Origin of the sequence: Yersinia ruckeri ATCC 29473, from assembly GCF_000754815.1 — a bacterium.
Lineage (GTDB): Bacteria > Pseudomonadota > Gammaproteobacteria > Enterobacterales > Enterobacteriaceae > Yersinia > Yersinia ruckeri.
Genome location: NZ_KN150747.1, coordinates 1097645 through 1123361 on the forward strand (window position 1 = coordinate 1097645; position 25717 = coordinate 1123361).

The window sequence follows — 25717 nt, forward strand, 5'->3', positions numbered from 1 at the left end:
TTTTATGAATGTATTATTCAAGCGGTAATAAATCAATCAATAACAAAGGCCATCTGAGATTGTCATGTCATGGTGGCTTTATACATATTTTATAGGTTGTTTATGAAGCAATTTCATTTGATGTTAACAATATTGTCATGTTCGCTGTTTCCTGTATTCACTGCTGCTAATTCGGTGGGTTCAGGGGCTTCAGGGATTCAACTTAATGAGTCGGTTATTGTAATAGAGACTGAGTATGCGGAAGGAACCGCCACATTAACCAATAAGTCTGCATCGCCAGTTATGCTGCATTCTTCATTACAAGTGGTGGCTGAGGATGCCAGTGAAAAAGTCATTGTTACACCTAGCGTTGCACGTGTTGAACCCGGTGAAACTCAATTGGTTCGTTTCTTTCTCAAGGATGAATATAAAAACACATTAAAACAGCAAACGCTGGTGAGAGCTATATTTCAAAATATTCCGCCGAAGAAACAAAATAATGTCGGTTTAACCATTCGCCATAATGTCCCGCTCATTATTCATCCTTCGACGTTACCAAAAAATAATAAACCCTGGCAGTTTTTAAACTTCAGTCAAGACGTTCATGGCAATATCGTTGTAAAGAATGACGGTGATTATGTGGTGCGCTTGTCAGAATCATTAATATTACAACCTAGGAATGGACGAGCTGAGCTGCCACAGAGTTATATTCTGCCGGGGAAAACATTGGTGGCGACTAAAAATACATCGTTTAATGGAAAGGCCAGCAGTGTAACTATTCAACCAGCTAATCTATATGGATATATCTCCGATTCCTATACCGCTGAATTAAAATAAAGAAATAAAAAAGATAAACACTGACAATGGAATGCAATCTGGAGAGTTTAGCAACAAAACAGAGCCATAGACGCGTATTGTTTTGTTTATATTTTATCATCTTTTTTGCTTCGGCTAAAGCTAGCTCAGATGAGGGCATTGAATTTGATAAAGAAATTCTCAAACAATTAGGTGTAGCCGAAAGCGCCGCTGATTATTTCAGGCATGAAGCGAAGTTTAATCCAGGCGTTAATTCAGTTGAGCTAAATATTAACGGTATTAACCAAGGATGGCTGGATATAATGTTTAGTCAGCAAGGTGAACCCTGCTTTAATCCCGATTTTTATCGGCAAAGTCGCATTATTCCGCCACCAATGGCGCTGGGATGCAGTGATTTGCGAATGCATTACCCACGCGCCATCGTGAAACTGTTACCGGGAATATCGCGAATGGAAATTGTGTTACCTGCGAATCTATTACAAACCACTGAGTCCTCCTCCCGGCATTATGAAACCGGCGGTTTGGCCGCGATATTGAATTACGATGTTCAGATGATGCACAACCCGCGGACGGGCAATAATCTACAATTATCTACGGAGACTGGTTTTAATGCCGGTAATTGGATTTTTCGCTCGCGACAGATAGCCAACCATACTCAGGGGCAGCAACAATGGAACCGGCTATACAGCTATGTACAGCGTACCTTTATTGATAATAAAACCACCCTGCAAATGGGCGAGATCAATTTGGATGCGGGGCTATTGAGTACGCCGCAGATTTATGGTTTACAGGTCGTACCGGAGAGTGCCTTGGCAACAAAAGAAGGCAATGGCGTCACGGTATCGGGAGTTGCTCAAACCCAGGCAAGGGTGGAAGTCAGGCAGCATGGTGCATTGGTTTATGTCACACAGGTGCCTCCAGGGCCTTTTACGCTGACGAAGATACCGATTGTTTCTGCTAGCGCCGATTTGCAGGTAACGGTTATTGGCATCGATCAGCAATCTCATCATTTCAGTGTGCCAGCCGCCAGTTTTAGTTCGCAATACGTTCCCAGGGCACGCGGGACTTATGCTGGGGTCGGACGTTCTGGACCTGGGGGTAACAAGCAACAACAAAATAGCTGGTTGGGGGTGTTAACCGATATTCGTCCGCTGGGAGATTTATCGGATATTACTCAGAGTATTTTGCTGGGTTCTCGTTATCAATCTGCTGGATTGGCAGTGAATACCGATCTAATTCCCCAAGTTTTTCTAGCGGCTAAAAATGTGGTTAGCCGGGATCAATTAAATGATAAACAAGGCGTGCAGTGGGGAAGTAATATTGGGGTCAATCTGATTTCTTCATTAAAGCTAAATGTATCAAGTCGGCATCAAACCCGTGGGTTTCGTCATTTTCAGAATAGTTTGCGGCATGAAAATCGCACGATGCGGAATAAAAAAAGCCCGCGTGAGGAAGGGCAAGGTATTAAGCAACAATATACGGCGAATATCAGTTATAACCCGCGATTACTGGGCGGATTTTCGCTGGGTTATATCCAATCTGAATTTTTTTCTAATCAGACGGAACGGCGTTTGAGTTTGGGGTGGAGTAAGAAACTGCCTTATGACATTAATTTTAATCTGAATATGGATAACAGTCTGATTAATCGAAGTGATAAAAGTATTTATGCCAATATCAGTATTCCGTTTAATTCACATATGTCGTTGAGCAGTACGGTTTCTCAAAATAGAGGGGTTACTCAGCAACGACTTGCTCTCAACCATCAGGTTAATAATCGAATGGGATATAATTTAGGCGTTAATAAGGTGGCGGGGAAACCGGGGCAAACATTGAATGGTAATTTACGGTTATTACCGAAATATGCTCAGCTAGATGTAGGTTATTTTCAGGATAATGCCCAACAGCGTAGTTATCAATTGCGTGCCAGTGGTGGCATGGTTGGTCATCGTTCCGGGATTACGTTATCGCCTTATGCTATCCAGGATACTTTTGCCATCATGGTATTGCCCGGTATCAGCGGTGCGGAGATACAAACCAACTCTGGTCCGGTATGGACAGATATGCGCGGTTACGCGGTAGCCCCCAGCTTATCGCCATTCAATTCATCGCGCCTTGAGGTCAATACTAAAAAATTGGCGCGTAATATTGATATAAAAAATGGTCTTCGTCAGGTTGATGCCAGTAGAGGCGCGGTATTTACTCATTCTTTCACTGCCAATAAAACTCGACGGATTCTGCTCTCTATCCGTTTAGCATCAGGCGAGTATGCAACGGCTGGTAGTGATATTACGGATAAAGAAGATAATTATATTGGCACTGTGGGTAATAAGGGTGAGCTATTTCTGAATAATGGCACTGAGCAGCCAGATTTATATATTAAGGAGAAAGGCAATGTGGTGTGCCAGTTGGATTATCGCCTGCCAGCAGAAACGGGTGCGTCAGTCTTATACGAAGAAGCTGATGCTCGCTGTATATAAAACTGCGGGTATGGGAATGGTTTTGTCACTGTTCAGTGTCACGTTCCCAGCGATGGCGCAGTGTCAAATTTCTGTCGATCAAAGCCAACTGGATTACGGCACGGTGGGTCGTGGGCAATTGAGGACAGAAAAAGATTATAAACTGAGTGTGGGTCATCGTTCATTCAATGTGCATGTGCAGTGCCCGCAACCTCGCCGGTTGGCTGTGGCTTATCGTGGTGATACACAAGATGGTGAGTTTTATGCTTTTGGTTCTGGTTCCGCCAGAATAACACTCACGGCCTCTGACGCTTTGGCCGACGGGGTGCCGGTTGCGTTGCATTTTGGTGCGCGTTCCGCCTTTCCTCATTGGGATGATTCTGCTTTGGCCGGACTTCCCCTTCATCCATTGAGTCGTAATATGATTTACCCGATTGGACCAGCGTTGAGTCAATTGAGTTTTCAAATCACTGCTGAGGCTTGGCTACTGGCCAGGGCAATATCGCGCGGTGAGGGGATTCATCTTAATGGTATGGGTACCTTTGATGTTATGGAGTACGAATGATGAGCCGATTTCTGCGTATTTTAATCGGTATCAGCATGGCGATGTTTGCCAGTGCCACGGTAGCCAGTACTTCGGCTAGCATCAATTTTAGCGCTGACATCGAGCCTGTGGCTTGCCAGCTCTCCATTGCGGGTGTGGTTGATTATGGTGAAATATTACAATCCCAACTTTCCTCTCATCAATTTACATCTTTGCCACCCCGACCATTGCCGCTAATTAGCGTTCAGTGTGATGCGAAAACTTCCCTTGGTTTCAAGATCAAAGACAGCCGTTCTGGTATTGCTGCGGGTGCCACACTGATTGGCAGCAATGGTGAGGTTATTCCATCGGAGCATCATTTTAGTCTGGGAAAGACCCGTGATGGTGAACCCATCGGGGCGTGGGGCGGCATCTTTACCTCATCATCTGTCGATGGACGACCCACGATGATCGCGCGAAAACATGGCACTGGGTTGTCCATTAACCCCGTGACCTTTTTGCAACCAGATGGTGAGATAAGTTTGTGGGCTGAACGCGGAGAGGCGGCGATCGGCGAAGTTTTTACCTTGCAAGGTGAAGTTATCGCCGGGATTGTCCGTCAGACTGATTTGCCTGGCGGCGATATGGCTTCACTGGATGGCGTCGCTCTATTAGAGATTATCTACCTTTGAGCGCCTCTCCGGTTACGGCATACTGGATAAAATGGGTGATATGACTCAGCGCGAAGAGATTATCGCGACCAAAAATCCACACTGTTCAATCGTGACCTTGATGGATCTCTCTTTGCACTCAATAACTGGCTCCCGTGGCTACCCCGTTAGCGGTACAGAATGGCCTGAGAGTACCACCGACCAGGAATCACTGAATCAGTATTCATAATCACCAGATAATAGTGCGCACCGCTGGCATTGGCCTGACGGCGGATCTCGGCTTCTGCATCCATCGGGCTACCATAGACCTGGGTGGAAATCATCCCTACCTTTTGCAACATACCACTTTGGGCACGGCTGATTTCCTGCGCGTACGGCTGTGGTGCTGGTGGCGGTATCGGTGTCGTTTTGAATGCACTACAGGCCGAAAGCGCCAGTGTAAAAAGCAGAATCGCCCAAGTGCGGTTATCGCTCATGTGTACTCCCTTGTGATGATTTATCCAGCCTCTATCGATAGTGTAACGCCCAATTATTCATAACAGCCAGCGCTGTATCTATTTTGATCTAACTCAGAGTAAATTGGTTTAAGACTTTATCTAAGAGCCTTGGCACTATGGCGGCATAGGGTTAAATTTGTTTGAGACATAAGGGCGTTCCAATGGTTGAAATGTCATTAGAGAGTGTAGAGGGTATCGAGGTCATTCATGCGGGACCTGCGGGTAAACGTCACCAACCTCTTCCCACGATTTTCTTCTATCACGGCTATACCTCATCTAAAGAAGTTTATTCCTATTTTGCTTATGCTTTTGCCGCTGCCGGATTCCGCACCATTATACCGGATGCGGATCTGCACGGAGCGCGTTTCGACGGCAATGAAACTTATCGGCGAGCACATTTTTGGCGCATATTACAATCCAATATTGATGAATTACCGGCGCTTAAACAGCATTATCAGCACGCGGGATTGATTGATGGTGAGCGTATCGCTGTCGCTGGCGCATCAATGGGCGGTATGACCACGTTGGGCGCGCTGGTGCGTTATCCGTGGATCAAAGTTGCCGCAGACTTTATGGGTTCGGGCTATTTTACCTCGTTGGCTCAAACCCTGTTCCCGCCATTGCAGGTCACTGATGCACAACAACAGCACGAATTTGACCAGCTTATTGCGCCGCTGGCGGAATATGAGGCGACTAATCAGTTGGAGAAAATAGCTAATCGACCTTTGCTGGTCTGGCATGGTCTGGCAGATGATGTGGTGCCTGCGGTTGAAAGTGTGCGTTTGCTACAGGCGTTAAAATCGCGCGGTTTGGATGGCAACCTGACTTATCTGACCGAAGCGGGCATTGGTCATAAAATTACCCCGACGGCCTTGGCAGCCGGCGCACGCTTCTTCAGCCAGCATCTATGACCCCCCGTTAAACGGGGGGATGGATGCTAACGACGGTCTATTGGTGGGGCTTTCTCTGGTGTTGTATGTGTGTTCTAAAAACTAGCGGTAAAGAATCGCGTTCACATGCATGGAGCTATTATCGCCGGGTTCATGCATGGCAACGATCCGGTAGGCGGTCGCTCCACGCTGATCGGCTATTTTGCTGACTTGTGAAGTTGCATCATCCGGAGAAACCACATCGTGGCCGAGTGATATCGCGCCGATACTGACGCGCTGTTGTTGCATGGCCTGTTGGGCGCTGACTTCCGTGGCAGCAAAAGCGCTGGCGGAAAGGAAAAAGCTGAGAATCGCAGCGATGGTGAGTGTGCTTTTCATAGGTGACTCCAAAATCTTGTTTATATACTTTGAATAACTTATCTGTTTGCTGTGCCGCTTTTATACGGCATATGACAATAATAATAGTTCGCTTTTATCGTTAAGAAATACGCTATCTCTGACTAACCTATTCAAAAAATATGAATGAAATTTATGCTGAGTTAATGATTTTGCTGAAAGATTTGGCAGACTAATGGATCTCTATCCATAGGTTATTAAGTCAGCAAAAAATGCTATTTATCGCCCCATCAGGCCACAATCTGAATAATTCCCCAGCAATCCTTGAGTTTCTTCAGCTGCGCAAGTATAGTTACGCGTCATTTTTCAGTCGCACACAAACACGTTCCTTGCCTCCATGGGCCGCGGCTGACCCTATCAGGAGGCTGAATAATCCGTAAGGAGCAATTCGATGCGTCATTACGAAATCGTTTTTATGGTCCATCCTGACCAAAGCGAACAGGTTCCGGGCATGATCGAGCGTTATAGTGCAACTATCACTAACGCTGCTGGTCAGATTCACCGTCTGGAAGACTGGGGCCGCCGTCAACTGGCTTACCCGATCAACAAACTGCACAAAGCTCACTACGTTCTGCTGAACGTTGAAGCCCCGCAGGAAGCGATCGATGAGCTGGAAACAAACTTCCGCTTCAACGACGCCGTTATCCGTAGCATGGTTATGCGCGTTAAAAACGCGGTAACTGAAGCATCACCAATGGTTAAAGCGAAAGACGAACGCCGTGAGCGTCACGACTTTGCATCAGAAACCAATGATGATTCTGAAGCTGGGGATTCTGAAGAGTAATTGCCGTGGTGGCCACTAATCGACTGGTACTCTCTGGCACAGTGTGCAAGACACCCATTCGAAAAGTGAGTCCTTCCGGGATCCCTCACTGCCAATTTGTGCTTGAGCACAGGTCAGCACAGCAGGAGGCCGGATTTAACCGACAAACATGGTGCCGAATGCCCGTGATTGTCAGTGGACACCAGTCACAAGCATTAACTCACAGTATAACGGTCGGTAGTCAGTTAACCGTGGAAGGTTTCATTAGTTGCCATCAAGGGCGCAATGGGCTTAACAAATTGGTGCTGCATGCCGAGCAGATTGAATTGATAGATTCTGGAGACTAGCCTAATGGCACGTTATTTCCGTCGTCGCAAGTTCTGCCGTTTCACCGCGGAAGGCGTTCAAGAGATTGACTATAAAGACATCGCTACGCTGAAAAATTATATCACCGAAAGCGGTAAAATTGTCCCGAGCCGTATCACCGGTACTCGTGCCAAATACCAGCGTCAGCTGGCCCGTGCTATCAAGCGCGCGCGCTACCTGTCTTTGTTGCCGTACACTGATCGTCATCAGTAATCGGCCACTGTCCATTAACGACTTTGAGAGGATATGGTAATGCAAGTTATTCTGCTTGATAAAGTAGCAAACCTGGGCAGCCTGGGTGATCAAGTTAACGTTAAAGCGGGCTACGCTCGTAACTTCTTGGTGCCACAGGGCAAAGCTGTGCCGGCAACCAAGAAAAACGTTGAGTTCTTCGAAGTGCGTCGTGCTGAACTGGAAGCCAAACTGGCTGAAGTTCTGTCTGCCGCTGAAGCTCGCGCAACTAAAATTAACGAATTGGGCAGTGTTACAATCTCCTCTAAAGCAGGGGATGAAGGTAAACTGTTCGGCTCTATCGGTACTCGTGACATCGCTGATGCAGTAACTGCAGCTGGCGTTGAAGTAGCGAAGAGTGAAGTTCGTTTGCCGAATGGCGTTCTGCGTACCACTGGTGAACACGAAGTTCACTTCCAGGTACACAGCGACGTGTTCGCAAAACTGAACGTAGTTGTGGTTGCAGAAGCGTAAGTTACGCGGCTGTTAACCCGTCAAAACGCCAGCCTCGTGCTGGCGTTTTGCTTTTAAGGGTACAGTGAGCCAGCTCCTCAATCGATTCTCTCTTGTGATCAACTTTCTTATCACCCTGATATATAGATACGCTGGGATAACCCCGTGGTTGAACGGTGACAGCTTATCGGCTGTATAAATCGCCGGAGGAAAGCCCAAGCCAGTTTGGACGAGTGAATCCTGGGCTTCTCACGAGAGACTGATTAACGATCCCGACGGTAGGAACCATCGGGTTGGCGGGTAAACAACACTTCTGCGCTATTGGCCGTTTCGATGGCTAACGCCGTTACGGTGCCCTGGGCATCCTGCATGATTTTCACTTCTTGGCCGGCTTTCAGGTTACTCAGCGGTTTATCGCTGCCTTCAACCTGTGCCATCGCAAACACGTCGTTTACCGCCAGATTATTGTCACGGAACAACTGCGCCAGAGTTTTCCCTGCCTGCACCTGATAACTTTGCCAGTTTCCCTGCGATAATGAAGGTATTGATGAGTTCACTGCGGGATAATTCCCGCGTAATTCGGCTTGTAATGGAATGTCAGTCGCTTCTGCCGTTACTGGGAACTGACCACTGACATTAGGGCCGGAGGAAGGCCATAACAGCGCCAGCAACAATACAGCGGCAGCAATAATCACCCATCGCCGATGGAAGTGGGGGAGAGGCTCCATCCAATGGAAGTTATCCGGCAGGTGCCACAGTTTGTGCAGCCACGCTTTCAATACCATATTTTTTGCAGGTGGAATAACCCGAGTTGTCGGTGCTTTGTCATCAGGAGCGGATTCAGACAGTACAAGATTCGGTTCACCAATCTGCGGTTCTAGCCTGACTGGTTCGTCAGGCATATCTGCGGCTTTATCGGGCAAGACACGTTGCCTGATTGTGAGCCAGGTTCGTAACAGTGGTTGGTAAACCCGGTTGTTTTTTCTTCTCCTGGGCGCGATTCTGCCCATGGTGACCTCTCTTTCAACTTCATAAAATATTACAGCGCCTGGTGAGCGACTGGCTAGATGGCGCATTATCCCTTCCGCATTATAAGTATAGTTCTCTAACTGATTGATGCAGAAAGAGGGACGAATAATGCTAACGAATAGGTTATTTTTAGTTTGTACCTAACCATTGTTTCTTTTTCTTCGACAAAAGTCATCATTCGCGATGCAAGATTTTACCCTGCTCCCTTGCTACTGGTATGCTTGCAGCTTCGACTTTTTACGGAACTAAGGAAAACCCATGACAATCCCTTCTTTTGATAGCGTTGAAGCGCAAGCAAGTTACGGTATCGGTTTACAGATAGGCCAGCAGTTACAAGAGTCCGGCCTGCAAGATTTGCAGCCAGAAGCCCTGTTGGCGGGTTTGCGCGACGCAATGGAAGGGAACACGCCGTCAGTACCGGTGGATGTTGTTCACCGCGCGTTGCGTGAAGTCCATGAACGCGCTGATGCGGTTCGCGTAGAACGCCAGCAGGCTCTGGTTGTTGACGGTGCCAAATTCCTTGAAGAAAACGCCAAGCGCGACGGCGTGACTACGACTGAGTCGGGTTTACAGTTCTCCGTGCTGGAGAAGGGCGATGGTGCAATCCCATCCCGTCAGGATCGTGTTCGTGTGTATTATACTGGGCGTTTGGTTGATGGTAGTGTATTTGATAGCTCCGTTGAACGTGGTCAACCGGCTGAATTCCCAGTCAGTGGCGTGATTCCTGGCTGGATCGAAGCGTTAACGCTAATGCCTGTTGGATCCAAGTGGCAGTTGGCTATCCCACACAATCTGGCATACGGTGAGCGTGGTGCTGGTGCTTCAATTCCACCTTTCAGCACACTAGTCTTTGATGTGGAACTGCTGGAAATCTTGTAAGTTTCACGGCATTTTTTGAAAAAAAAGAGCGGTCAGTGATCGCTCTTTTTCTATTATTTTTCCACGGATTAATTGATTTTCAGTGCTCTGGGGAACAGTAAATTATTTTCTAAATGAATGTGTTCCATCAAATCGCTGACGAACTCATTGAGATTGGCGTAAAGTGCGCGCCAAGTGGTACAGGCACCAGATGGAGGAGTCATGTTATTGGTTAGCTGTTTAATGGTTTCTAATTGCTGACCCGCTGCTTCATGTTCTGATTCCATCACAAAGATCGGCATGCTAGCCATGTGCCCCATTCCTTTGGCAATCATTGGGAATAATACCTTTTCCTCTTTTTCCATATGCTGTAGCAAATCATGATGCAGCACACTGAGCTGCACCGCTAAACCCAGTGGGCAGCCGGGCTTTTCGGCGTGTACTCGCTCAACTTTCTCCGCCATTAACACCAGATCCGGCAATTGTTCACGATGCCGATCGTGATAACGGTTAAGAATAAAGCTAATCAGGTGCTCCTGCGGAACCTCTTGCCAGTTTTGTACTGTCTGAGTTTCTTTTTGCAACATGGCTAATTCAGCTTCCAATGTATTGATGTTCAGGTTTTTTTTATCGGCAGCGCGTAGCAGCGTTTGTTTACCTTCACAGCAAAAATCGAGTTCATACTGGCGAAATAATCTTGTAGCCCGAGGAATGGCAATAGCCAGAGAGCCGAGAGACTGATTGCGGTAATCCATAATGACACCTCTTTAATGGGTAATAACCTATAACATGCATTGTAAGTGCGTGTTATAGAGTGTGCCATAGCCATTAAGAGGTATAGGGAATGAAAGATAAAAGTGCTCGGCTGAGCGCTTGAGGTTAATGACAAAGCGCTTGCCGCGGTGAAAACCGGCAGATCGTCAAGACGCCGTGAATACGTCCTTGTCGGCTCATTCCGTACCATCCCTGGCACGGACGCTTGGCTCTTCTACCGGTCTTCCCCACCAAAGATCGCAGGATCGAGGTTTGTCAGCAGTCTGAAACGCTCGGTTGAGCGCTTGAAGAACAATTATTTCTTCTGTAAATCCACCTGATAAACCTCAAAACCTATGTCATCTGTACCCATGGGCTTCATCGGATACTGGGCTTTTTGTTTGATAAACTTTGCTGCTTTAGCGCTTGGAGAGGTTTCAAAGCGGATATCCAGTGGCTGCGAGCTGACAATTTCAGCTAGATGCCAATTATTATCGGCCTGAGGTTTTACCTGCCCATTCTTTTTGGTTTCGGCACTGATATAGGCAGAAACTACTGAACGGTTTTCATCCGGTGAGGCGAAGGCAATATGGCTATCGCCAGTGCCGGCAAATTTTCCGCTGTAAGCCCGATAATTATTAGTGGCGATCAGGAACGTGGCTTTTGGATCTATTGGTTTGCCGTTGTAGGTCAGATTTTTGATGCGCTCAGCGTTATCATTGACCAGCGTACAGTCGCCGTCATAACGAGCTGGTTGTGTGACATCAATTTGATAGTTAACACCATCAATCACATCAAAGTTATAGGTGCGGAAGCCATCCCAATTAATCAGAGACTGTGGTTTGCTGCTATTGACGTCAATCTGGTTGAATTGCCCGGCAGAACATTCCAGCCATTGCTTCACTTCTGCTCCGCTGGCTTTTACGACTACCAGCGTGTTGGGATAGAGATATAAATCTGCAGCATTGCGGAAGGTAAGATCGCCTTTTTCGACTTCAACAAAACTGGCCGGATCGTTTTTGCGGCCACCGGCTTTAAACGGAGCGGCAGCAGAAAGTACCGGTAAATCGGCCAAATCCGGGTCGCCTTGAATAAAGTGTTCGGTATAGGCGCGTTGCGCATTGTTGACGATCTGCACGGTTGGATCGTCCTGGATCAGTGACAGATAGCTATACATATTATCTGACGCTGTACCGATCGGTTGGCTAACGAAATCGCGGGTTCCTTTATGATCATCGGCCAGCACTTTGACCAAATTGGCATTTTCTGCGGCCAGCGATTTTTTATTGGCTTTATCATAGATAGGGCGCGCTTCAGCCTTGGCCTGTTCAACTTGCCAATTGCCGCTATCATTATTCAGAACAAAATCCACTACGCCGAGATGGTCACCCCATTGGCCTGGCATCACCGCAGGAATACCGTTTAAAGTGCCTTGTGCAATATCCGCGCCTTTGATAGCGCTAAAATCTTTACTTGGGAATACCGCGTGGGAGTGGCCGAACATAATGGCGTTTATTCCCGGAACCTGGCTGAGGTAATACACTGAGTTTTCAGCCATAGTTTTGTATGGCTCGCTGGATAAACCGGAGTGTGGGATCGCGATAATCAAATCCGCCCCCTGCTTGCGCATTGCCGGTACCCATTTTTTGGCGGTTTCCGTAATATCATCCACCCGGACTTTGCCGGTCAGATTGGCTTTATCCCAGATCATGACCTGCGGCGGTACAAAACCGATATAACCGATACGTAGATTGTGGCTTTTTCCATCGCGATCTTTGACCGGTGTGTCGGCAATCAGGTAAGGCTGGAATAGGGGTTTACCGGTTTTTACGTCAATGACGTTGGCATTGACATAGGGAAATTTTGCACCAGCCAGCGATTTCTTCAGATAATCCAGGCCATAGTTAAATTCGTGATTACCAATGTTTCCTACGGCATAATCCAGTGTATTCATCGCTTTATAAACGGGATGAATCTCTCCTTCCTTCAAGCCTTTGGCTGCCATGTAATCCCCAAGCGGGCTACCCTGGATCAAATCACCGTTATCTACCAGAACGCTGTTTACTGCTTGTTGGCGTGCGGCATCAATCAGGCTGGCAGTACGTACCAAGCCAAACTGTTCGGTAGGTTTATCCTTATAGTAATCGAAATCCATCATGTTGCTATGGAGGTCGGTGGTCTCCAATACGCGTAAATCAACGGTAGCACTCTGAGCAGAGGTTGCAACCAGGCAAGCGAGTAGGGATAACGTCAGGGGACGCTTTATCATGGCTTTCTCCATTGTGGCTTTCCATATGAGAGCTATTCGACATGTATCGCAAAAGAAGATGTAATTTTAATTAATTGTGTCAATAAAGTGTGAAGTTTGACAGTGAATAGACCCGGGTTTCGTAGACACTTTTTTGCCTCATAATGGAGGCCTAATGAAGGAGTGTTTATGTCAGTCAAAACGTTCACTGAAGAATTCAAAATTGAAGCTGTAAAACAGATTAACGAGCAGGGATACCCTGTTTCTGAGGTTGCGGCACGACTTGGTGTTTCCACCAATAGCCTTTACGCATGGATCAAGCGTTACCAAAAACCCGAACCACAGCGCAAGCAGGACGATGCCCTCCAGCACGAAGTAAAGCGCCTCAGGCAAGAACTTAAGCGGGTGACTGAAGAGCGAGATATTTTAAAAAAGGCCGCCGCGTACTTTGCAAGAACGTCAGGCTGAAGTACGCCTTCATTAAAAAAATGTCGACCTTTTATGCGGTACGCCGGTTGTGTCTGGTTCTTGGCCTCCATTACAGCGGTTATTACCAGTGGCTAAAACGGCCTCAATCTCTGCGCGCCAGGCAAGATGAGCGCCAAACAGGCCTCATTAAACAACTGTGGCTTGAAAGTGGTACGGTTTATGGTTATCGAAAAATCTGGCTCGACATGAAAGACTTGGGTGAGCGAGCTGGGCGTAACAGGATCGCGCGCCTAATGAGGCTTGCAGAGTTGGCTTCTCAAACCGGATATCGGAAACGCCGCTATTACGGCGGCGGAAAAACATCAGTTGCCAACCCTAATTACCTTGAACGCCAGTTCATTGTTCCTACCCCCAATACGCATTGGGTGAGTGACATGACCTATATCAGAACGCATGAGGGATGGTTGTATCTGGCCGTTGTTCTCGATCTTTTCTCGCGTCGGGTTATCGGCTGGAGTATGGGGGGCGAATGACAGCAGAGCTGGTGATGGACGCGTTGTTGATGGCAGTGTGGCGACGTAAACCAACGGCAAAAGTACTAATCCATTCGGATCAGGGCTCGCAATATACGAGCGAAAGATGTCAGCATTTTATGACCGCTCACAATTTAAAAAGCAGCATGAGTCGCCGAGGTAATTGCCATGATAACGCGGTGGCTGAAAGCTTTTTTCAGTTGCTAAAACGAGAACGCATAAAGAAACGGATCTATAAAAATAGAGAAGAAGCGAAGGCGGATATCTTCGATTATGTAGAGATGTTTTATAATGCTAAACGGCGTCACAGTGCCTGTGAAGATCAACCACCTGCAGTTTATGAAAGTGCCTGGTTCATGAGGCACGCAACCGTCTAGGAAACTGGGGTCTATTCACAGAGAGCAGCGCTGATTAACATGTAGAGGCTCACAGTTATAGCAGGTTAATCGTCTTGATTTTATTGCAACTTCAGCGGGAGATAGCTATTCGGCAGAAAAATCACTAGTCTGCCATTAAGAATTAATTCGTCAGTTGCTTAGATTCTCTTTTCATATTTACTTCTAAAATAAATAGAGGGAAGAGGGTGTGGCCAACCGGTCAAAACCGGCTCTCGGTGTGCCAACCAGCGACGAGCAGAATGATTGATAACTTCAGAGGTGGATGATGTTAGAGCAAATTTGCCTATTGGCACGCGATGCTGGGGCCGCCATTATGGCGGTCTATGATGGAGATCGGCCTCTTGATGTCGCACAAAAAAAAGATGACTCTCCAGTGACTGCGGCAGATCTGGCAGCCCATCATATTATTAAAGCCGGTCTGGAGGCCTTGACGCCGGAGATTCCTTTATTATCGGAAGAAGATCCTCCTGCCTGGGAAATTCGCCAACATTGGCAGCGCTATTGGCTGGTTGATCCGTTGGATGGCACCAAAGAGTTCCTTAATCGCAACGGAGAATTTACCGTGAATATCGCGCTGATCGAGCAAGGTATGCCAGTGCTGGGCGTAGTGTACACGCCGGTAACGGATGTGATGTATTGCGCTGAAAACGGACAGGCGTGGAAGGAAGAAGGCGGGCGGCGGATGCAGATTCAGGTGCGTGATGCACCATTACCGCTGGTGGTGGTGAGCCGCTCCCACAGCGATGCGGAATTGAGGGATTATCTGGCACAGTTGGGTGAACACCAAACGGTATCGGTGGGCTCTTCTCTTAAATTCTGTCTGGTTGCTGAGGGTAAGGCGCAATTGTATCCCCGTTTCGGGCCAACCAACGTTTGGGATACCGCTGCTGGGCATGCTGTAGCGGTAGCCGCCGGGGCGCAGGTGAATGACTGGCAGGGTAAACCTTTATGCTATATCCCGCGAGAATCGTTCCTGAACCCCGGTTTCAGAGTGTCGTTGTTTTAGCGATTTAGCAATTGGTGCAGTTGGGCGATGACCTGCTGCACTTCCTCCGCGCTTAATGCCCCATCTTTTACGAAACGAACCTGGCCATTCTGATCCAGCAGCACAATGGTTGAGCTTTTGGCTGCTAGGTTCCAGGCTTTTTTCACGTTGCCATTACTGTCGACAATAAACTGTGACCAAGGGAACTCGCGCTTGCTGTCTTCAATGCTGTTACGCACAAACATTGCTGTGCCGATAATGGCATCATCGGTGTCGACGATCGTCGTCGTTTGGTAATGTTCGTGAGGTAATTTGGCCGCTTTGATGGCTTCAATCAAAGGCGCATTGATTTCTTTGGCGCTGCTGCGGCCCGCGATATGTTGTACGACGCGAACTTTGCCGACCAACTGCGCGCTATTCCAGTTTTTGTAGCTAAACTTATCATTAGCCAGATCGAGTTCGCCTTTATCGCTGACGCCAACCGGAGGCACTCGCTGATCAAGCTGGATATTATGGGCGCAAGCGAGCAGTGGCGTGAAGAGAAGAGATAGAATGAGCAGGCTATTTTTTATCATGTTATGTCCTCGTGGAAAGGTCTTATGAATAATGTAGGGCACTTGCGCCACACCGTGAGACAAGTTTCCAAATCATAGGCGTAGATCAGAGGTCTGTCCTGTTTGGCCGTGATCTCGGTTACCGTCACTATCTAGATGGTTATTCTGACTTGATAACGGTTTATCTTTATCTGCTTCTGTAATTTTATGTAAATGCAGTATGTATGACTGATTTTAGCGGAACTAAGCGCAATACTTCCGGTCTATTACACTGCAATTATCTTACGCTACCTGTGATCGTGGTCGCTTAGCCCCGTCGCGGAGCGTATTTGTGTCATGGGAGGAAAGTAAAAGAATGAGGATCTTCCAGCGTTACAACCCTGCTAAAGTCGCGATTTATGTCAAAACCCTATTCCGTGGTCGTCTATATATCAAGGACATGGGAGCATTTGAGTTTGACAAAGGTAAGATTTTACCACCGAAAGTGCGGGATAAACGCCACTTCAATGTTATGTCTGAGGTAAATCGCCAGGTTCTGCGGCTACAGGCAGAAATGGGTTGAAAAGACATCAAGCAGTCACGCCAAATTAATTGCGGCCCCATATTGGGGCCGCTAATATTTTTAAGCTAGTCACTCAGTGTCGGTTGGTTAGGCATCGCTGCTTTCGTGAGGTGCTTTTGGCAATATCGGTGCCGGAGTATCGCTCAGTTTGGTCACCAACAACTGGTCTATTTTGTAGCTGTCGATATCGACTACTTCGAATTTATAGCCTGCATATTTGACAAAATCAGTGCGTTTAGGAATTTTACGCAGCATATACATCATGAAACCGCCAATGGTTTCATAGTTGCCAGACTGCGGGAATTCATCAATATCCAATACACGCATCACATCGTCGATTGGCGTACCGCCTTCAATCAGCCACGAGTTTTCATCACGGGCAACAATCTGTTCTTCCTGTCCTTGACCAACCAGGTCACCCATTAACGTTGTCATCACATCGTTTAGGGTAATAATCCCTACCACTAAGGCATATTCATTAAGAATTACTGCAAAATCTTCACCGGCAGTTTTAAAGCTTTCCAACGCTTCAGACAGCGTTAGCGTATCTGGCACGATCAGAGCTGAGCGGATTTGTACGCCACTGCTTAATACCAGACTTTGATTACCCAGCACCCGGTTCAGTAAATCTTTCGAATCGACATAGCCGACGACCTGATCGATATGGCCATCACACACTAGGAATTTGGAGTGCGGATGGGTGGAGATTTTCTCTTTGATACTTTCTTCACTTTCCCGCAGGTCAAAATAAATCACGCTTTCACGGGAGGTCATTGATGACGGTACGGTACGAGATTCCAGTTCAAATACGTTTTCAATCAGCTCGTGTTCCTGCTTACGTAAGACGCCAGCTAATGCTCCGGCTTCTACCACCGCGTATATATCGTCGGATGTAATATCATCATTACGTACCATTGGTAATTTAAATAAGCGGAAAATCAGGTTGGCCATGCCGTTAAAGAACCACACCAATGGGCGGCAAATCATCAGGCAGAAACGCATCGGGTTGACGATCCGGACGGCAACCGTCTCTGGTGCAATCATACCGATGCGCTTCGGCGTCAGATCGGCAAACAGAATAAATAAGCTGGTTACCAATACAAAAGAACATATAAAGCTGGTCTGGTCCGCCATTTCTGGTGACATAAAGCGTTCAAATATCGCTTTAAAGGAAGGTGAAAAGGCTGCGTCACCGACGATACCACCTAAAATAGCCACAGCGTTCAGGCCGATCTGTACCACCGTAAAGAAAATACCCGGTGTCTCTTGCAGTTTCAGCACTCTCAGTGCGTTGATGTTTCCCTCATCGGCAAGAAGTTTAAGTTTGATTTTGCGTGAAGCTGCCAGTGAAATCTCTGATAAAGAGAAAAAGGCACTTACCGCGATCAGAAAAAGAATCAGTAAGATACTGTTTAACATAATCTATCCGTGTCGTACCGACGATTCAGTCGGCGATCGTAAGGAAGGGTCATACATATAAAATTAAAATGGCGAGCAGGAACGCTGCCATCGGGCTGAGTGAACAGCCCGAGTAGTATAGCAGTAGCCATCAGATGGCCGCCAGCTCTACAAATCAGGTGGTAGACAAACGCCGATACCGCCAATGCCACAGTAACCTTCTGGGTTTTTATACAGATATTGCTGGTGGTCGTTTTCTGCATAATAGAACGGTCGCGCGGCAGTTATTTCGCTGGTGATGGTGCGTTTATCGCCCGCGAGCAACATCGCGTGTTGGAAGCGCTTACGGCTGGCTTCAGCCAGCTCTTGCTGCTGAGGCGTCAGTATATAGATCGCTGAGCGATATTGGGTTCCCATATCACCACCTTGTCGCATGCCCTGCGCAGGATCGTGATTTTCCCAGAAAATCTGCAATAGTTGGTCATAGCTGATCCTCTTCGGATCGAAGACCACCCGAACGACTTCGGCATGACCGGTACGGCCACTGCAAACCTCATGATAAGTCGGATGGGATGTATAACCACCGCTATAACCTGCGGCAGTGCTATAAACGCCTGGATGCTGCCAGAACAGGCGTTCAACGCCCCAAAAACAGCCCATGGCAAAAATGGCCTCTTCCATACCTTCAGGTATCAGCGTCATGGAATGAGCATTTACGGCGTGGTTGGCGGCTACCCACATTGGTGTCGTGCGTCCCGGCAAAGCATCTTGCTGGCTGACAATGGAAGATTTTTCTGAATTGTGCACCCAATTAACTCCGGTTATCACATTGTAAAAAGATAGATAGTTGTATCTGATTGCGAGTTTGCACACAATAAGGCGCATATTGCGTTAATGTATCAGCTTAACGCAGAATCATAGGGGCGACAGGCTTAAATCGGTCTTTGGAAAGGGAATTATGGCGTGAATCTCCGCTATTATCCTCAGTTACCGGTGAGATCGTTTTTACAGGAACATAAAAATTAATTAGGAGTACGCGTGCCACGATACCCTATTGTGTGTTTTTTGTGTGCATTACTCGCCACACCATCTGTTTTTGCCGCCAATATTCGGTTGCAGGTTGAAGGTCTTAGCGGGGATCTTGAAAGAAATGTCCGTGCGCGTCTATCAACGATCGACACTGATGAAATTACGGCTGACGGGCGTTTTCGCGCCAGGGTAGATCAGGCAATTCGTCAGGGGTTACGCGCTCTTGGCTATTACGACCCTACCATTGAATTTGATTTTCAGCCTAAACCGGCACCAGCACGTTCCATTTTGCGAGTCAGCGTGACGGCCGGTGAACCGGTGCTGATTGCGGGTGTGGATATTCAGCTACAAGGCGGCGCAAAAACCGACCCATCCTATTTGGCGCTGGTGCGTCGGGATACACCGAAAATCGGTACCATAGTGAATCATGGTCAATTCGACAGCTTCAAAGGTTCGCTGACCAACCTGGCGCTACGTCGGGGCTATTTCGACGCTAACATGATAAAAAGTCAGTTAGGTATTGCCGCCGAATTGCGAAAAGCCTTTTGGGATATCGATTTTGACAGCGGTGAACGCTATCGCTTTGGTAAGGTTAATTTTCAAGGATCGCAAATCCGTGAAGATTATCTGCAAAATCTGGTTCCTTTTCATGACGGACAGGATTATACCTCGGACGATCTGGCTGAATTGAACCGCCGTCTGGCAGCAACCAATTGGTTTAACTCGGTGGTCGTTTCTCCTGATTTTCGTGATGCTAAAAAAAGCAAAATTCTGCCGTTGGATGCGGTTCTGACGCCGCGCACCGAAAATACCGTGGAACTGGGTGGTGGTTTTGCTACTGATATTGGCCCGCGTGTTAAAGCGAGCTGGCGCAAGCCTTGGGTTAACTCCAGAGGCCATAGCCTGACAACCAGTGCCAACATTTCTGCTCCTGAGCAAAGTCTTGATTTCAGCTACCGTATTCCGCTATTGAAAAATCCACTTGAGCAATATTATTTGCTACAGGGCGGTTTCAAACGTACCGATCTCAACGATACCAAGTCTGATACCACGACCTTGAACGTGGCGCGTTTCTGGGATATGTCCAGCGGTTGGCAGCGTTCAGTCAATCTGCGCTGGAGCCTCGACCACTTTACCCAAGGGCAGGTAACGGATACGACGATGCTGCTGTATCCTGGCGTCAGCATAAACCGTACTCGTCAGCGCGGAGGTGCCATGCCGTCTTGGGGGGATAGCCAGCGTTATTCCATTGATGTTTCTGATACCACTTGGGGTTCTGACGTCGACTTTGCGGTATTTCAGGCACAAAACGTGTGGATTCGCAGCTTGGGTGAAAAAAATCGCTTTGTGGCGCGGGGAAATCTGGGCTGGATAGAAACCAATAATTTTGACCGGGTTCCACCGTCATTACGTTTCTTCGCCGGTGGCGATCGCAGTGTGCGTGGCTATAAATATCAAAGTATTTCACCGCTGGATAGCTCTGGAAAATTGAGTGGGGCATCCAAATTGGCGACGGGCTCTCTCGAATACCAATATAACGTCAGTGGAAAATGGTGGGGTGCGGTGTTTATCGATTCAGGGGAAGCGGTTAACGATATCCGAAAAAGCGACTTTAAAACCGGTGCCGGTATTGGTGTACGCTGGGAATCGCCAGTCGGGCCGATAAAATTTGATCTCGCGAGGCCCATTGGCGATAAAGAAAACCACGGAGTGCAATTCTATATTGGTTTGGGGCCTGAATTATGAGTGGGTTAAAGAAGCTCAGTATCGCATTTTTACTTGTTCTGCTATTGCTCATCGGGACTCTGGCTGGCTTGCTCGGCACCACGACAGGCCTGCATTTTTTAATCAACAGCGCCGCGCGTTGGGTTCCGGGGCTGGATATTGCCAGCGTCAGCGGTGGATGGCGGGATCTCACGTTAAAAGGCATTCAATATCAAATGCCGGGCGTGACGGTGAAAGCCGGTCAGTTCCATCTTTCTTTGCAGTTATCTTGCCTTAAACGCAGTGAACTTTGTGTGAATGCACTGACCGCGCAGGATATTGATATCGTCGTCGATACCAAGGCGTTGCCAGCTTCAGAACCGGTGCCTCCCGATACCAAACCTCTGGGGGAACTCAGCACGCCATATCCGATAACCCTGCGGTTACTGGCAATCAATCATGTCAAAGTGACCGTGGATGATACGGCCATTTCGTTGGACGAATTCCGCACTGGCGCACATTGGCAACAGCGCGCCCTGAGATTAATGCCAACCAACATCAGCGGGCTTCTGATCGCCCTGCCGAAAACGGCATCGGCAACGGTGCCTGATGCCGTGAAACCAGCGATAGAAGCTGCGATTACAGTAAAAAAAGCGCCGGAAAAGGCCATTGATGGCGAAAAAGAGCCAGCGTTGGTCAAAGGTGTAGAACCCGAGTTGTCTTTAGGGGAAACCTTAAAAACGCTGTTTGCCAAGCCATTGCTGCCAGCATTACCTGATTTCCGCTTACCGATTGATCTACAGCTCAGCGAAATTAATGCCCAACAGCTACGCCTGACTGGCGACAGCGAAGTATTAATCACCAGTCTGATACTGAAAGCCAGTACGGAGGAGCAGCATGTCAAACTGGAAACTCTGGAGATTAAATCTCCGCAAGGTGGCTTAACCGCCAGTGGCAAGGCAACGCTGGCCGATAAGTGGCCGCTGGAACTGGTTGTTAATAGCACCATCAATATCGAGCCGCTGAAAGGCGAAAGAATCAAACTGAATCTGGCTGGCGGTTTACGGGATCAACTCACGGTAGGATTAAATCTTTCCGGCCCGGTTAGCGCCCAGCTTGAGGCTCAGGCTGAACTGGCTAAAGCCGGTTTACCGTTGGCATTGACGTTGCAAAGTAAACAGCTTCGTTGGCCATTTACCGGTGATGCCCAGTTCCAGATTGATAATTTCAAAACGCGTTTGAATGGTCAGGCAACGGATTATGCTTTGTCTATTCGGGCTGACGTGAAAGGTGCTGATATTCCGCCTGCGGTGTTTACTTTTGACGGTAAAGGTAACCTAGAACAGTTTACTTTGACTCGGTTGCGTCTGGCGGCGTTGCAAGGCAATACCGACCTCACCGGAGTGGTGGACTGGAGTAAGGCGGTCAGTTGGAATTCAGTATTGACATTAAATGGTATCAATACGGCGAAGCAGTGGCCGGAATGGCCCGGCAAACTGGACGGGAAAATTGTCACTCGCGGCAGTCTGCATGGCGGTAGCTGGCAGTTGAATGTGTCGGAACTGACGCTGGATGGCAACGTTAAACAGAATCGGGTAACCGCCCGAGGCTCTCTTACGGGTAATGCCGCTGGTCAGTGGCATATTCCGGGAATCAATCTGGCGTTGGGTCGTAATCAACTGGATATGAAGGGCGATCTGAACGATAAGTGGGTGCTTGATGTTAACGTCGATGCACCGCGCCTTGACGGCGCATTACCCGGCTTGGCTGGCGTGGTCAGAGGCCATTTGAAACTGCGCGGTAATCTGACGGCACCGCAACTCTTGGCCGATCTGACGGCCACCGATTTACAGTGGCAGGCGCTGCATATTCAACGCATCAAAGTGGATGGTGATGTCCGCTCCGCTGAGCAGATTCAAGGCCAGCTGGCGATTCGGGTTGAACAACTGAAACAAGACGATTTACTGGTCAGATTGTTGACGTTAGACGCCAAGGGCAGTGAAAAACAGCATCAGTTACGCTTGAATATTCAGGGAGAGCCGGTTTCTGGCCAATTGGCGTTGGACGGTAGTTTCGATCGGCAACAGCAACGCTGGCGCGGCAACCTTAATAATACGCGTTTTGATACGCCGGTAGGCGAATGGCGTTTAAGCCGTGCGATTGCACTTGATTATCTCAATACCGCACAGAAAATCACTATCGGGCCACATTGTTGGCTAAACCCGAATGCGGAACTCTGTGTACCTCGCCCGATTGAAGCAGGCCCAAGTGGGCAGGCCAGTGTGGTGCTGAATCGCTTTGATCTGGCGATGATCAAGCCATTCCTCGGCCCGGATACGACGCTGAATGGCATATTCAGTGGTAAAGCGGATGTCAGCTGGAAAGAAGGTGGTGCATTACCACAGGCCAGGGTGTCGTTGGTGGGCAATGGTGTCAACGTCAAACAGATGGTGCAGGGAAAACCGCTGCCGCTGGCCTTTGATACTCTGAATCTGAATGCGGAGTTAAATAATGGTCGGGCTCAGGCTGACTGGCTAATAAAACTGGCAAATAACGGCCAATTTAATGGTCAGGTACAAATTGCCGATCCGCAAGGACGACGCAATCTTTCCGGTAATGTGGCGATCAGTCAGATTTCACTGGCGATGATTAATCCGATCCTCAGTGATGGTGAGAAAGCCAAAGGCATATTGAATGCCAATTTGCGTTTGGGGGGGAATGCCAGGAATCCGTTGGTATTTGGTCGACTGGCGCTGGATGGCGTCGATATTGATGGTAGTTGGATGCCGCTGGATATTACCGATGGACGTCTAGCGGTGAATTTCGACGGCATGACTTCCAGATTGGAAGGTTTGGTTAAAACGACCCATGGTCAGCTCAACCTGACGGGTGATGCCGATTGGCGTAATATTGATGCATGGCGAGCCAGAATTGCGGCGCAGGGGAATAAGCTGCGAGTCACTATACCGCCAATGGTTCGTGTCGATGTCTCGCCAGATATCATTTTTGAAGCGACGCCGCAGCTTTTCTCCCTGAATGGCTCAGTTGATATTCCATGGGCACGAATTACGGTACAAGAAGTGCCGGAAAGTGCGGTGGGTGTTTCTTCTGATGAGGTGATGCTAAATAACGATCTCCAGCCGATCACACCAAGAAATGTTGGTATTCCGATAAACAGCAATCTGATGATTCATATCGGTAAAGATGTGCGTCTGAATGCCTTTGGTTTGAAAGCGCGCCTGCAAGGCGAGTTGAAAATGGTGCAGGATCAGCGTGGTCTAGGTCTTAATGGGCAAATAAATATCCCGTCGGGTAGCTTCCGCGCTTATGGGCAAGATTTGATCGTACGTAAAGGTTTGCTGCTGTTCTCCGGCCCGCCAGATCAACCGTTGTTGAATATTGAGGCGATCCGTAACCCTGACTCCACCGAAGACGGCGTGACCGCCGGGGTGCGGGTGACGGGGTTGGCAGATGCGCCTCAGCTTGAAATATTCTCAGACCCGGTTAAATCTCAGCAGGAAGCGCTATCTTATCTGTTACGTGGTCAAGGTCTAAGTAATTCCGGTACCGATAGCAGTATGATGACGTCGATGCTGATCGGCATGGGCGTGGCGCAGAGTGGCAAGTTGGTGGGGAAAATCGGCGAGGCATTTGGCGTCAGTGACCTGGCGTTGGATACCCAAGGCGTCGGTGATAGTTCTCAAGTGGTTGTCAGTGGTTACGTCACCAAAGATCTCCAGGTAAAATATGGTGTCGGTATATTTGACTCATTGGCAACGTTGACATTACGCTATCGTTTGATGCCCAGGTTGTATCTGGAGGCGGTGTCTGGTATTAATCAGGCATTAGATGTGCTCTATCAGTTTGAGTTTTAATGATGCGAATTATTGTCTACGGTAGTTTACGGCGCAAACAAGGTAACAGTCATTGGATGACTGATGCCCAGCTTTTGGGTGAATATGGCCTCGATGGTTATGAAATGTATAACCTCGGTCATTACCCGGCAGTTATCCCAGGCGAGGGTCAGGTGCATTGTGAAGTTTATCGTATAAACTCAGCCATTATGACCGAGCTGGACGAACTGAAGAGTAATACTAAAGATTACCGACGCGAGCTGATTCAGACGCCTTATGGCAGTGCCTGGATCTATCTTTATCGTCTTAGTGTTGAAGGTTTGCCGCGGATTTACAGTGGTGACTGGCTTAAACGCCACGAAGAACACCCAGAGTAGCTGCCAGTTGATTGAAAATGAAAAAACACCGCTCATTGAGCGGTGTTTTTTTGTCGAGCCACAGCAGAATTATTTCTTAGCTGCGCGCTCGAAAGAAGAAACGATTTCAGCTTTAGCTGCTGCCGCATTTTCCCAACCGTCAACTTTAACCCACTTGCCGGTTTCCAGATCTTTGTAGTGCTCAAAGAAGTGTTTGATCTGCGCTTTCAACAGCTCAGGTAGATCTTGCACATCTTTAACGTGATCATATTCTTTGGTCAGTTTGCTGTGAGGAACAGCCACTAACTTGGCATCTTCGCCCGCTTCGTCGGTCATTTTTAACACGCCGACTGGACGGCAACGAATGACTGAACCCGGCTGTAATGGGTAAGGAGTCGGCACCAGTACGTCAACCGGATCACCATCTAAAGACAGTGTGTTGTTGATGTAGCCGTAGTTGCATGGATAGAACATGGCGGTAGACATGAAACGGTCCACGAACAGAGAGCCGGTTTCTTTGTCGATTTCATATTTGATTGGATCGGCGTTGGCAGGGATTTCGATCACCACATAAATATCTTCTGGCAGGTCTTTACCTGCTGGTACTTGGTTCAAGCTCATGTCGGTTTCCTTTTATCAAACCAGAAATGGAGTGCTGGCTATTATAGCCAACTCTTTTTTTAATTCCTGCCCTTTTCACATTGGGATAATAGAGGGATGAGCGACATGAAGCTTCTTATGCTGAACAGAAATCTTGTGATCTAATCATCGTCTCTATTTTCAGCTTGTTTTGTCCTGACTTGCTCGGAACCCTTCAGAGCCGCCGCCAACCAGTATGGAGCCACTGGATTCCATAATAAAAATGAATATTGAAAATCCTAAGTTTGACATCCTCCCCGGCCTGAAGACCGAGGTATTACAGCACATCGGATAAAAAAAACAGCGACCTGATGGTCGCTGTTTAATTGCATGGATACCCGAGATAA

At 48.0% G+C, this 25717-nt stretch carries 24 protein-coding genes and 1 pseudogene; 16 read left to right on the forward strand and 9 right to left on the reverse strand.

Annotated elements, in window-relative coordinates:
- The first annotated feature begins 102 nt into the window (after nt 1–102).
- The 4 genes from DJ39_RS04855 to DJ39_RS04870 all read left to right on the forward strand — a co-directional run bounded on the left by DJ39_RS04855 (nt 103) and on the right by DJ39_RS04870 (nt 4466).
- On the forward strand, nt 103–816 hold the full coding sequence (locus DJ39_RS04855) for a fimbria/pilus chaperone family protein (RefSeq protein ID WP_049688253.1): 714 nt from the start codon (nt 103–105) through the stop codon (nt 814–816).
- Between the two features lie 281 nt (nt 817–1097).
- Complete coding sequence (locus DJ39_RS04860; RefSeq protein ID WP_371410478.1) at nt 1098–3272, forward strand: fimbria/pilus outer membrane usher protein; 2175 nt, start codon at nt 1098–1100, stop codon at nt 3270–3272.
- Nucleotides 3256–3816 (forward strand): DUF1120 domain-containing protein, encoded by a 561-nt coding sequence (locus DJ39_RS04865; RefSeq protein WP_038241849.1) that lies wholly within the window; start codon nt 3256–3258, stop codon nt 3814–3816. The genes DJ39_RS04860 and DJ39_RS04865 overlap by 17 nt, the downstream gene beginning before the upstream one ends.
- The gene (locus DJ39_RS04870) at nt 3813–4466 is read left to right on the forward strand and encodes a DUF1120 domain-containing protein (protein WP_038241845.1); all 654 of its coding nucleotides are present in this window, start codon (nt 3813–3815) and stop codon (nt 4464–4466) included. Before DJ39_RS04865 ends, DJ39_RS04870 begins: the two co-directional genes overlap by 4 nt.
- Before the next feature lie 146 nt (nt 4467–4612).
- On the opposite strand, the gene bsmA is transcribed toward DJ39_RS04870, so the two are convergent.
- Complete coding sequence (gene bsmA / locus DJ39_RS04875; RefSeq protein ID WP_004721943.1) at nt 4613–4921, reverse strand: biofilm peroxide resistance protein BsmA; 309 nt, start codon at nt 4919–4921, stop codon at nt 4613–4615.
- Nucleotides 4922–5103: 182 nt separating this feature from the next.
- Between bsmA and yjfP the strand changes: the two genes are divergently transcribed.
- The gene (gene yjfP, locus DJ39_RS04880; RefSeq protein ID WP_004721944.1) at nt 5104–5853 is read left to right on the forward strand and encodes an esterase; all 750 of its coding nucleotides are present in this window, start codon (nt 5104–5106) and stop codon (nt 5851–5853) included.
- Nucleotides 5854–5934: 81 nt separating this feature from the next.
- Here yjfP and DJ39_RS04885 read toward each other — a convergent pair whose 3' ends face one another.
- Nucleotides 5935–6210, reverse strand: a complete 276-nt coding sequence (locus tag DJ39_RS04885) for a YdgH/BhsA/McbA family protein (protein WP_004721947.1) — start codon at nt 6208–6210, stop codon at nt 5935–5937.
- A 409-nt stretch (nt 6211–6619) separates the two neighbouring features.
- Here DJ39_RS04885 and rpsF point away from each other — a divergent pair, with 409 nt between their 5' ends.
- The 4 genes from rpsF to rplI are packed head-to-tail and all read left to right on the forward strand — an operon-like array spanning nt 6620 to nt 8062.
- The gene (gene rpsF, locus DJ39_RS04890; protein WP_038241841.1) at nt 6620–7012 is read left to right on the forward strand and encodes a 30S ribosomal protein S6; all 393 of its coding nucleotides are present in this window, start codon (nt 6620–6622) and stop codon (nt 7010–7012) included.
- 5 nt (nt 7013–7017) lie between these two features.
- Nucleotides 7018–7338 (forward strand): primosomal replication protein N, encoded by a 321-nt coding sequence (gene priB, locus DJ39_RS04895; RefSeq protein WP_038241838.1) that lies wholly within the window; start codon nt 7018–7020, stop codon nt 7336–7338.
- A gap of 4 nt (nt 7339–7342) precedes the next feature.
- Nucleotides 7343–7570 (forward strand): 30S ribosomal protein S18, encoded by a 228-nt coding sequence (gene rpsR / locus DJ39_RS04900; RefSeq protein ID WP_000135199.1) that lies wholly within the window; start codon nt 7343–7345, stop codon nt 7568–7570.
- A gap of 39 nt (nt 7571–7609) precedes the next feature.
- Nucleotides 7610–8062, forward strand: coding sequence for a 50S ribosomal protein L9 (gene rplI / locus DJ39_RS04905; RefSeq protein WP_004721953.1), 453 nt, complete (start codon nt 7610–7612; stop codon nt 8060–8062).
- A 242-nt stretch (nt 8063–8304) separates the two neighbouring features.
- On the opposite strand, the gene DJ39_RS04910 is transcribed toward rplI, so the two are convergent.
- Nucleotides 8305–9051 carry a LysM-like peptidoglycan-binding domain-containing protein gene (locus DJ39_RS04910; protein ID WP_038251666.1) on the reverse strand — a complete coding sequence of 249 codons (747 nt, stop codon included), beginning with the start codon at nt 9049–9051 and terminating at the stop codon, nt 8305–8307.
- A gap of 277 nt (nt 9052–9328) precedes the next feature.
- Here DJ39_RS04910 and bamJ point away from each other — a divergent pair, with 277 nt between their 5' ends.
- Nucleotides 9329–9949: a BamJ family beta-barrel-assembly machinery protein gene (gene bamJ, locus DJ39_RS04915; protein ID WP_004721957.1), complete on the forward strand. Its 621-nt coding sequence runs from the start codon at nt 9329–9331 to the stop codon at nt 9947–9949.
- Between the two features lie 68 nt (nt 9950–10017).
- On the opposite strand, the gene ytfE is transcribed toward bamJ, so the two are convergent.
- Both ytfE and DJ39_RS04925 read right to left on the reverse strand, forming a co-directional pair.
- On the reverse strand, nt 10018–10683 hold the full coding sequence (ytfE, locus tag DJ39_RS04920; protein ID WP_004721960.1) for an iron-sulfur cluster repair protein YtfE: 666 nt from the start codon (nt 10681–10683) through the stop codon (nt 10018–10020).
- Nucleotides 10684–10997: 314 nt separating this feature from the next.
- The gene (locus tag DJ39_RS04925; protein ID WP_004721961.1) at nt 10998–12962 is read right to left on the reverse strand and encodes a bifunctional 2',3'-cyclic-nucleotide 2'-phosphodiesterase/3'-nucleotidase; all 1965 of its coding nucleotides are present in this window, start codon (nt 12960–12962) and stop codon (nt 10998–11000) included.
- Nucleotides 12963–13118: 156 nt separating this feature from the next.
- Here DJ39_RS04925 and DJ39_RS18355 point away from each other — a divergent pair.
- Nucleotides 13119–14268: pseudogene (locus tag DJ39_RS18355) on the forward strand (IS3 family transposase).
- A 286-nt stretch (nt 14269–14554) separates the two neighbouring features.
- On the forward strand, nt 14555–15295 hold the full coding sequence (cysQ, locus tag DJ39_RS04940; RefSeq protein WP_038251197.1) for a 3'(2'),5'-bisphosphate nucleotidase CysQ: 741 nt from the start codon (nt 14555–14557) through the stop codon (nt 15293–15295).
- On the opposite strand, the gene DJ39_RS04945 is transcribed toward cysQ, so the two are convergent.
- Nucleotides 15292–15849: a YtfJ family protein gene (locus DJ39_RS04945; protein ID WP_038251198.1), complete on the reverse strand. Its 558-nt coding sequence runs from the start codon at nt 15847–15849 to the stop codon at nt 15292–15294. The genes cysQ and DJ39_RS04945 overlap by 4 nt on opposite strands.
- A 334-nt stretch (nt 15850–16183) precedes the next feature.
- Between DJ39_RS04945 and DJ39_RS04950 the strand changes: the two genes are divergently transcribed.
- A complete protein-coding gene (locus DJ39_RS04950; protein WP_004723029.1) occupies nt 16184–16390 on the forward strand; it encodes a DUF1107 domain-containing protein in 207 nt (68 codons plus the stop codon).
- An 87-nt stretch (nt 16391–16477) separates the two neighbouring features.
- Here DJ39_RS04950 and paeA read toward each other — a convergent pair whose 3' ends face one another.
- The gene (gene paeA, locus DJ39_RS04955) at nt 16478–17809 is read right to left on the reverse strand and encodes a polyamine export protein PaeA (RefSeq protein WP_038241817.1); all 1332 of its coding nucleotides are present in this window, start codon (nt 17807–17809) and stop codon (nt 16478–16480) included.
- Between the two features lie 147 nt (nt 17810–17956).
- Nucleotides 17957–18595, reverse strand: a complete 639-nt coding sequence (gene msrA / locus DJ39_RS04960; RefSeq protein WP_004723022.1) for a peptide-methionine (S)-S-oxide reductase MsrA — start codon at nt 18593–18595, stop codon at nt 17957–17959.
- A 231-nt stretch (nt 18596–18826) separates the two neighbouring features.
- Between msrA and tamA the strand changes: the two genes are divergently transcribed.
- From tamA to DJ39_RS04975, 3 genes are read left to right on the forward strand one after another with little or no spacing between them, the layout of a single operon-like run.
- Nucleotides 18827–20563, forward strand: coding sequence for an autotransporter assembly complex protein TamA (tamA, locus tag DJ39_RS04965; protein WP_038241815.1), 1737 nt, complete (start codon nt 18827–18829; stop codon nt 20561–20563).
- Nucleotides 20560–24396, forward strand: a complete 3837-nt coding sequence (tamB, locus tag DJ39_RS04970; RefSeq protein ID WP_038251199.1) for an autotransporter assembly complex protein TamB — start codon at nt 20560–20562, stop codon at nt 24394–24396. Before tamA ends, tamB begins: the two co-directional genes overlap by 4 nt.
- Nucleotides 24397–24398: 2 nt before the next feature.
- Nucleotides 24399–24752 carry a gamma-glutamylcyclotransferase family protein gene (locus DJ39_RS04975; protein ID WP_038241946.1) on the forward strand — a complete coding sequence of 118 codons (354 nt, stop codon included), beginning with the start codon at nt 24399–24401 and terminating at the stop codon, nt 24750–24752.
- Nucleotides 24753–24821: 69 nt separating this feature from the next.
- Here the strand turns inward: DJ39_RS04975 and ppa are convergent, their stop codons facing one another.
- Nucleotides 24822–25352, reverse strand: a complete 531-nt coding sequence (ppa, locus tag DJ39_RS04980) for an inorganic diphosphatase (protein ID WP_004723016.1) — start codon at nt 25350–25352, stop codon at nt 24822–24824.
- Nucleotides 25353–25717 lie beyond the last annotated feature (365 nt).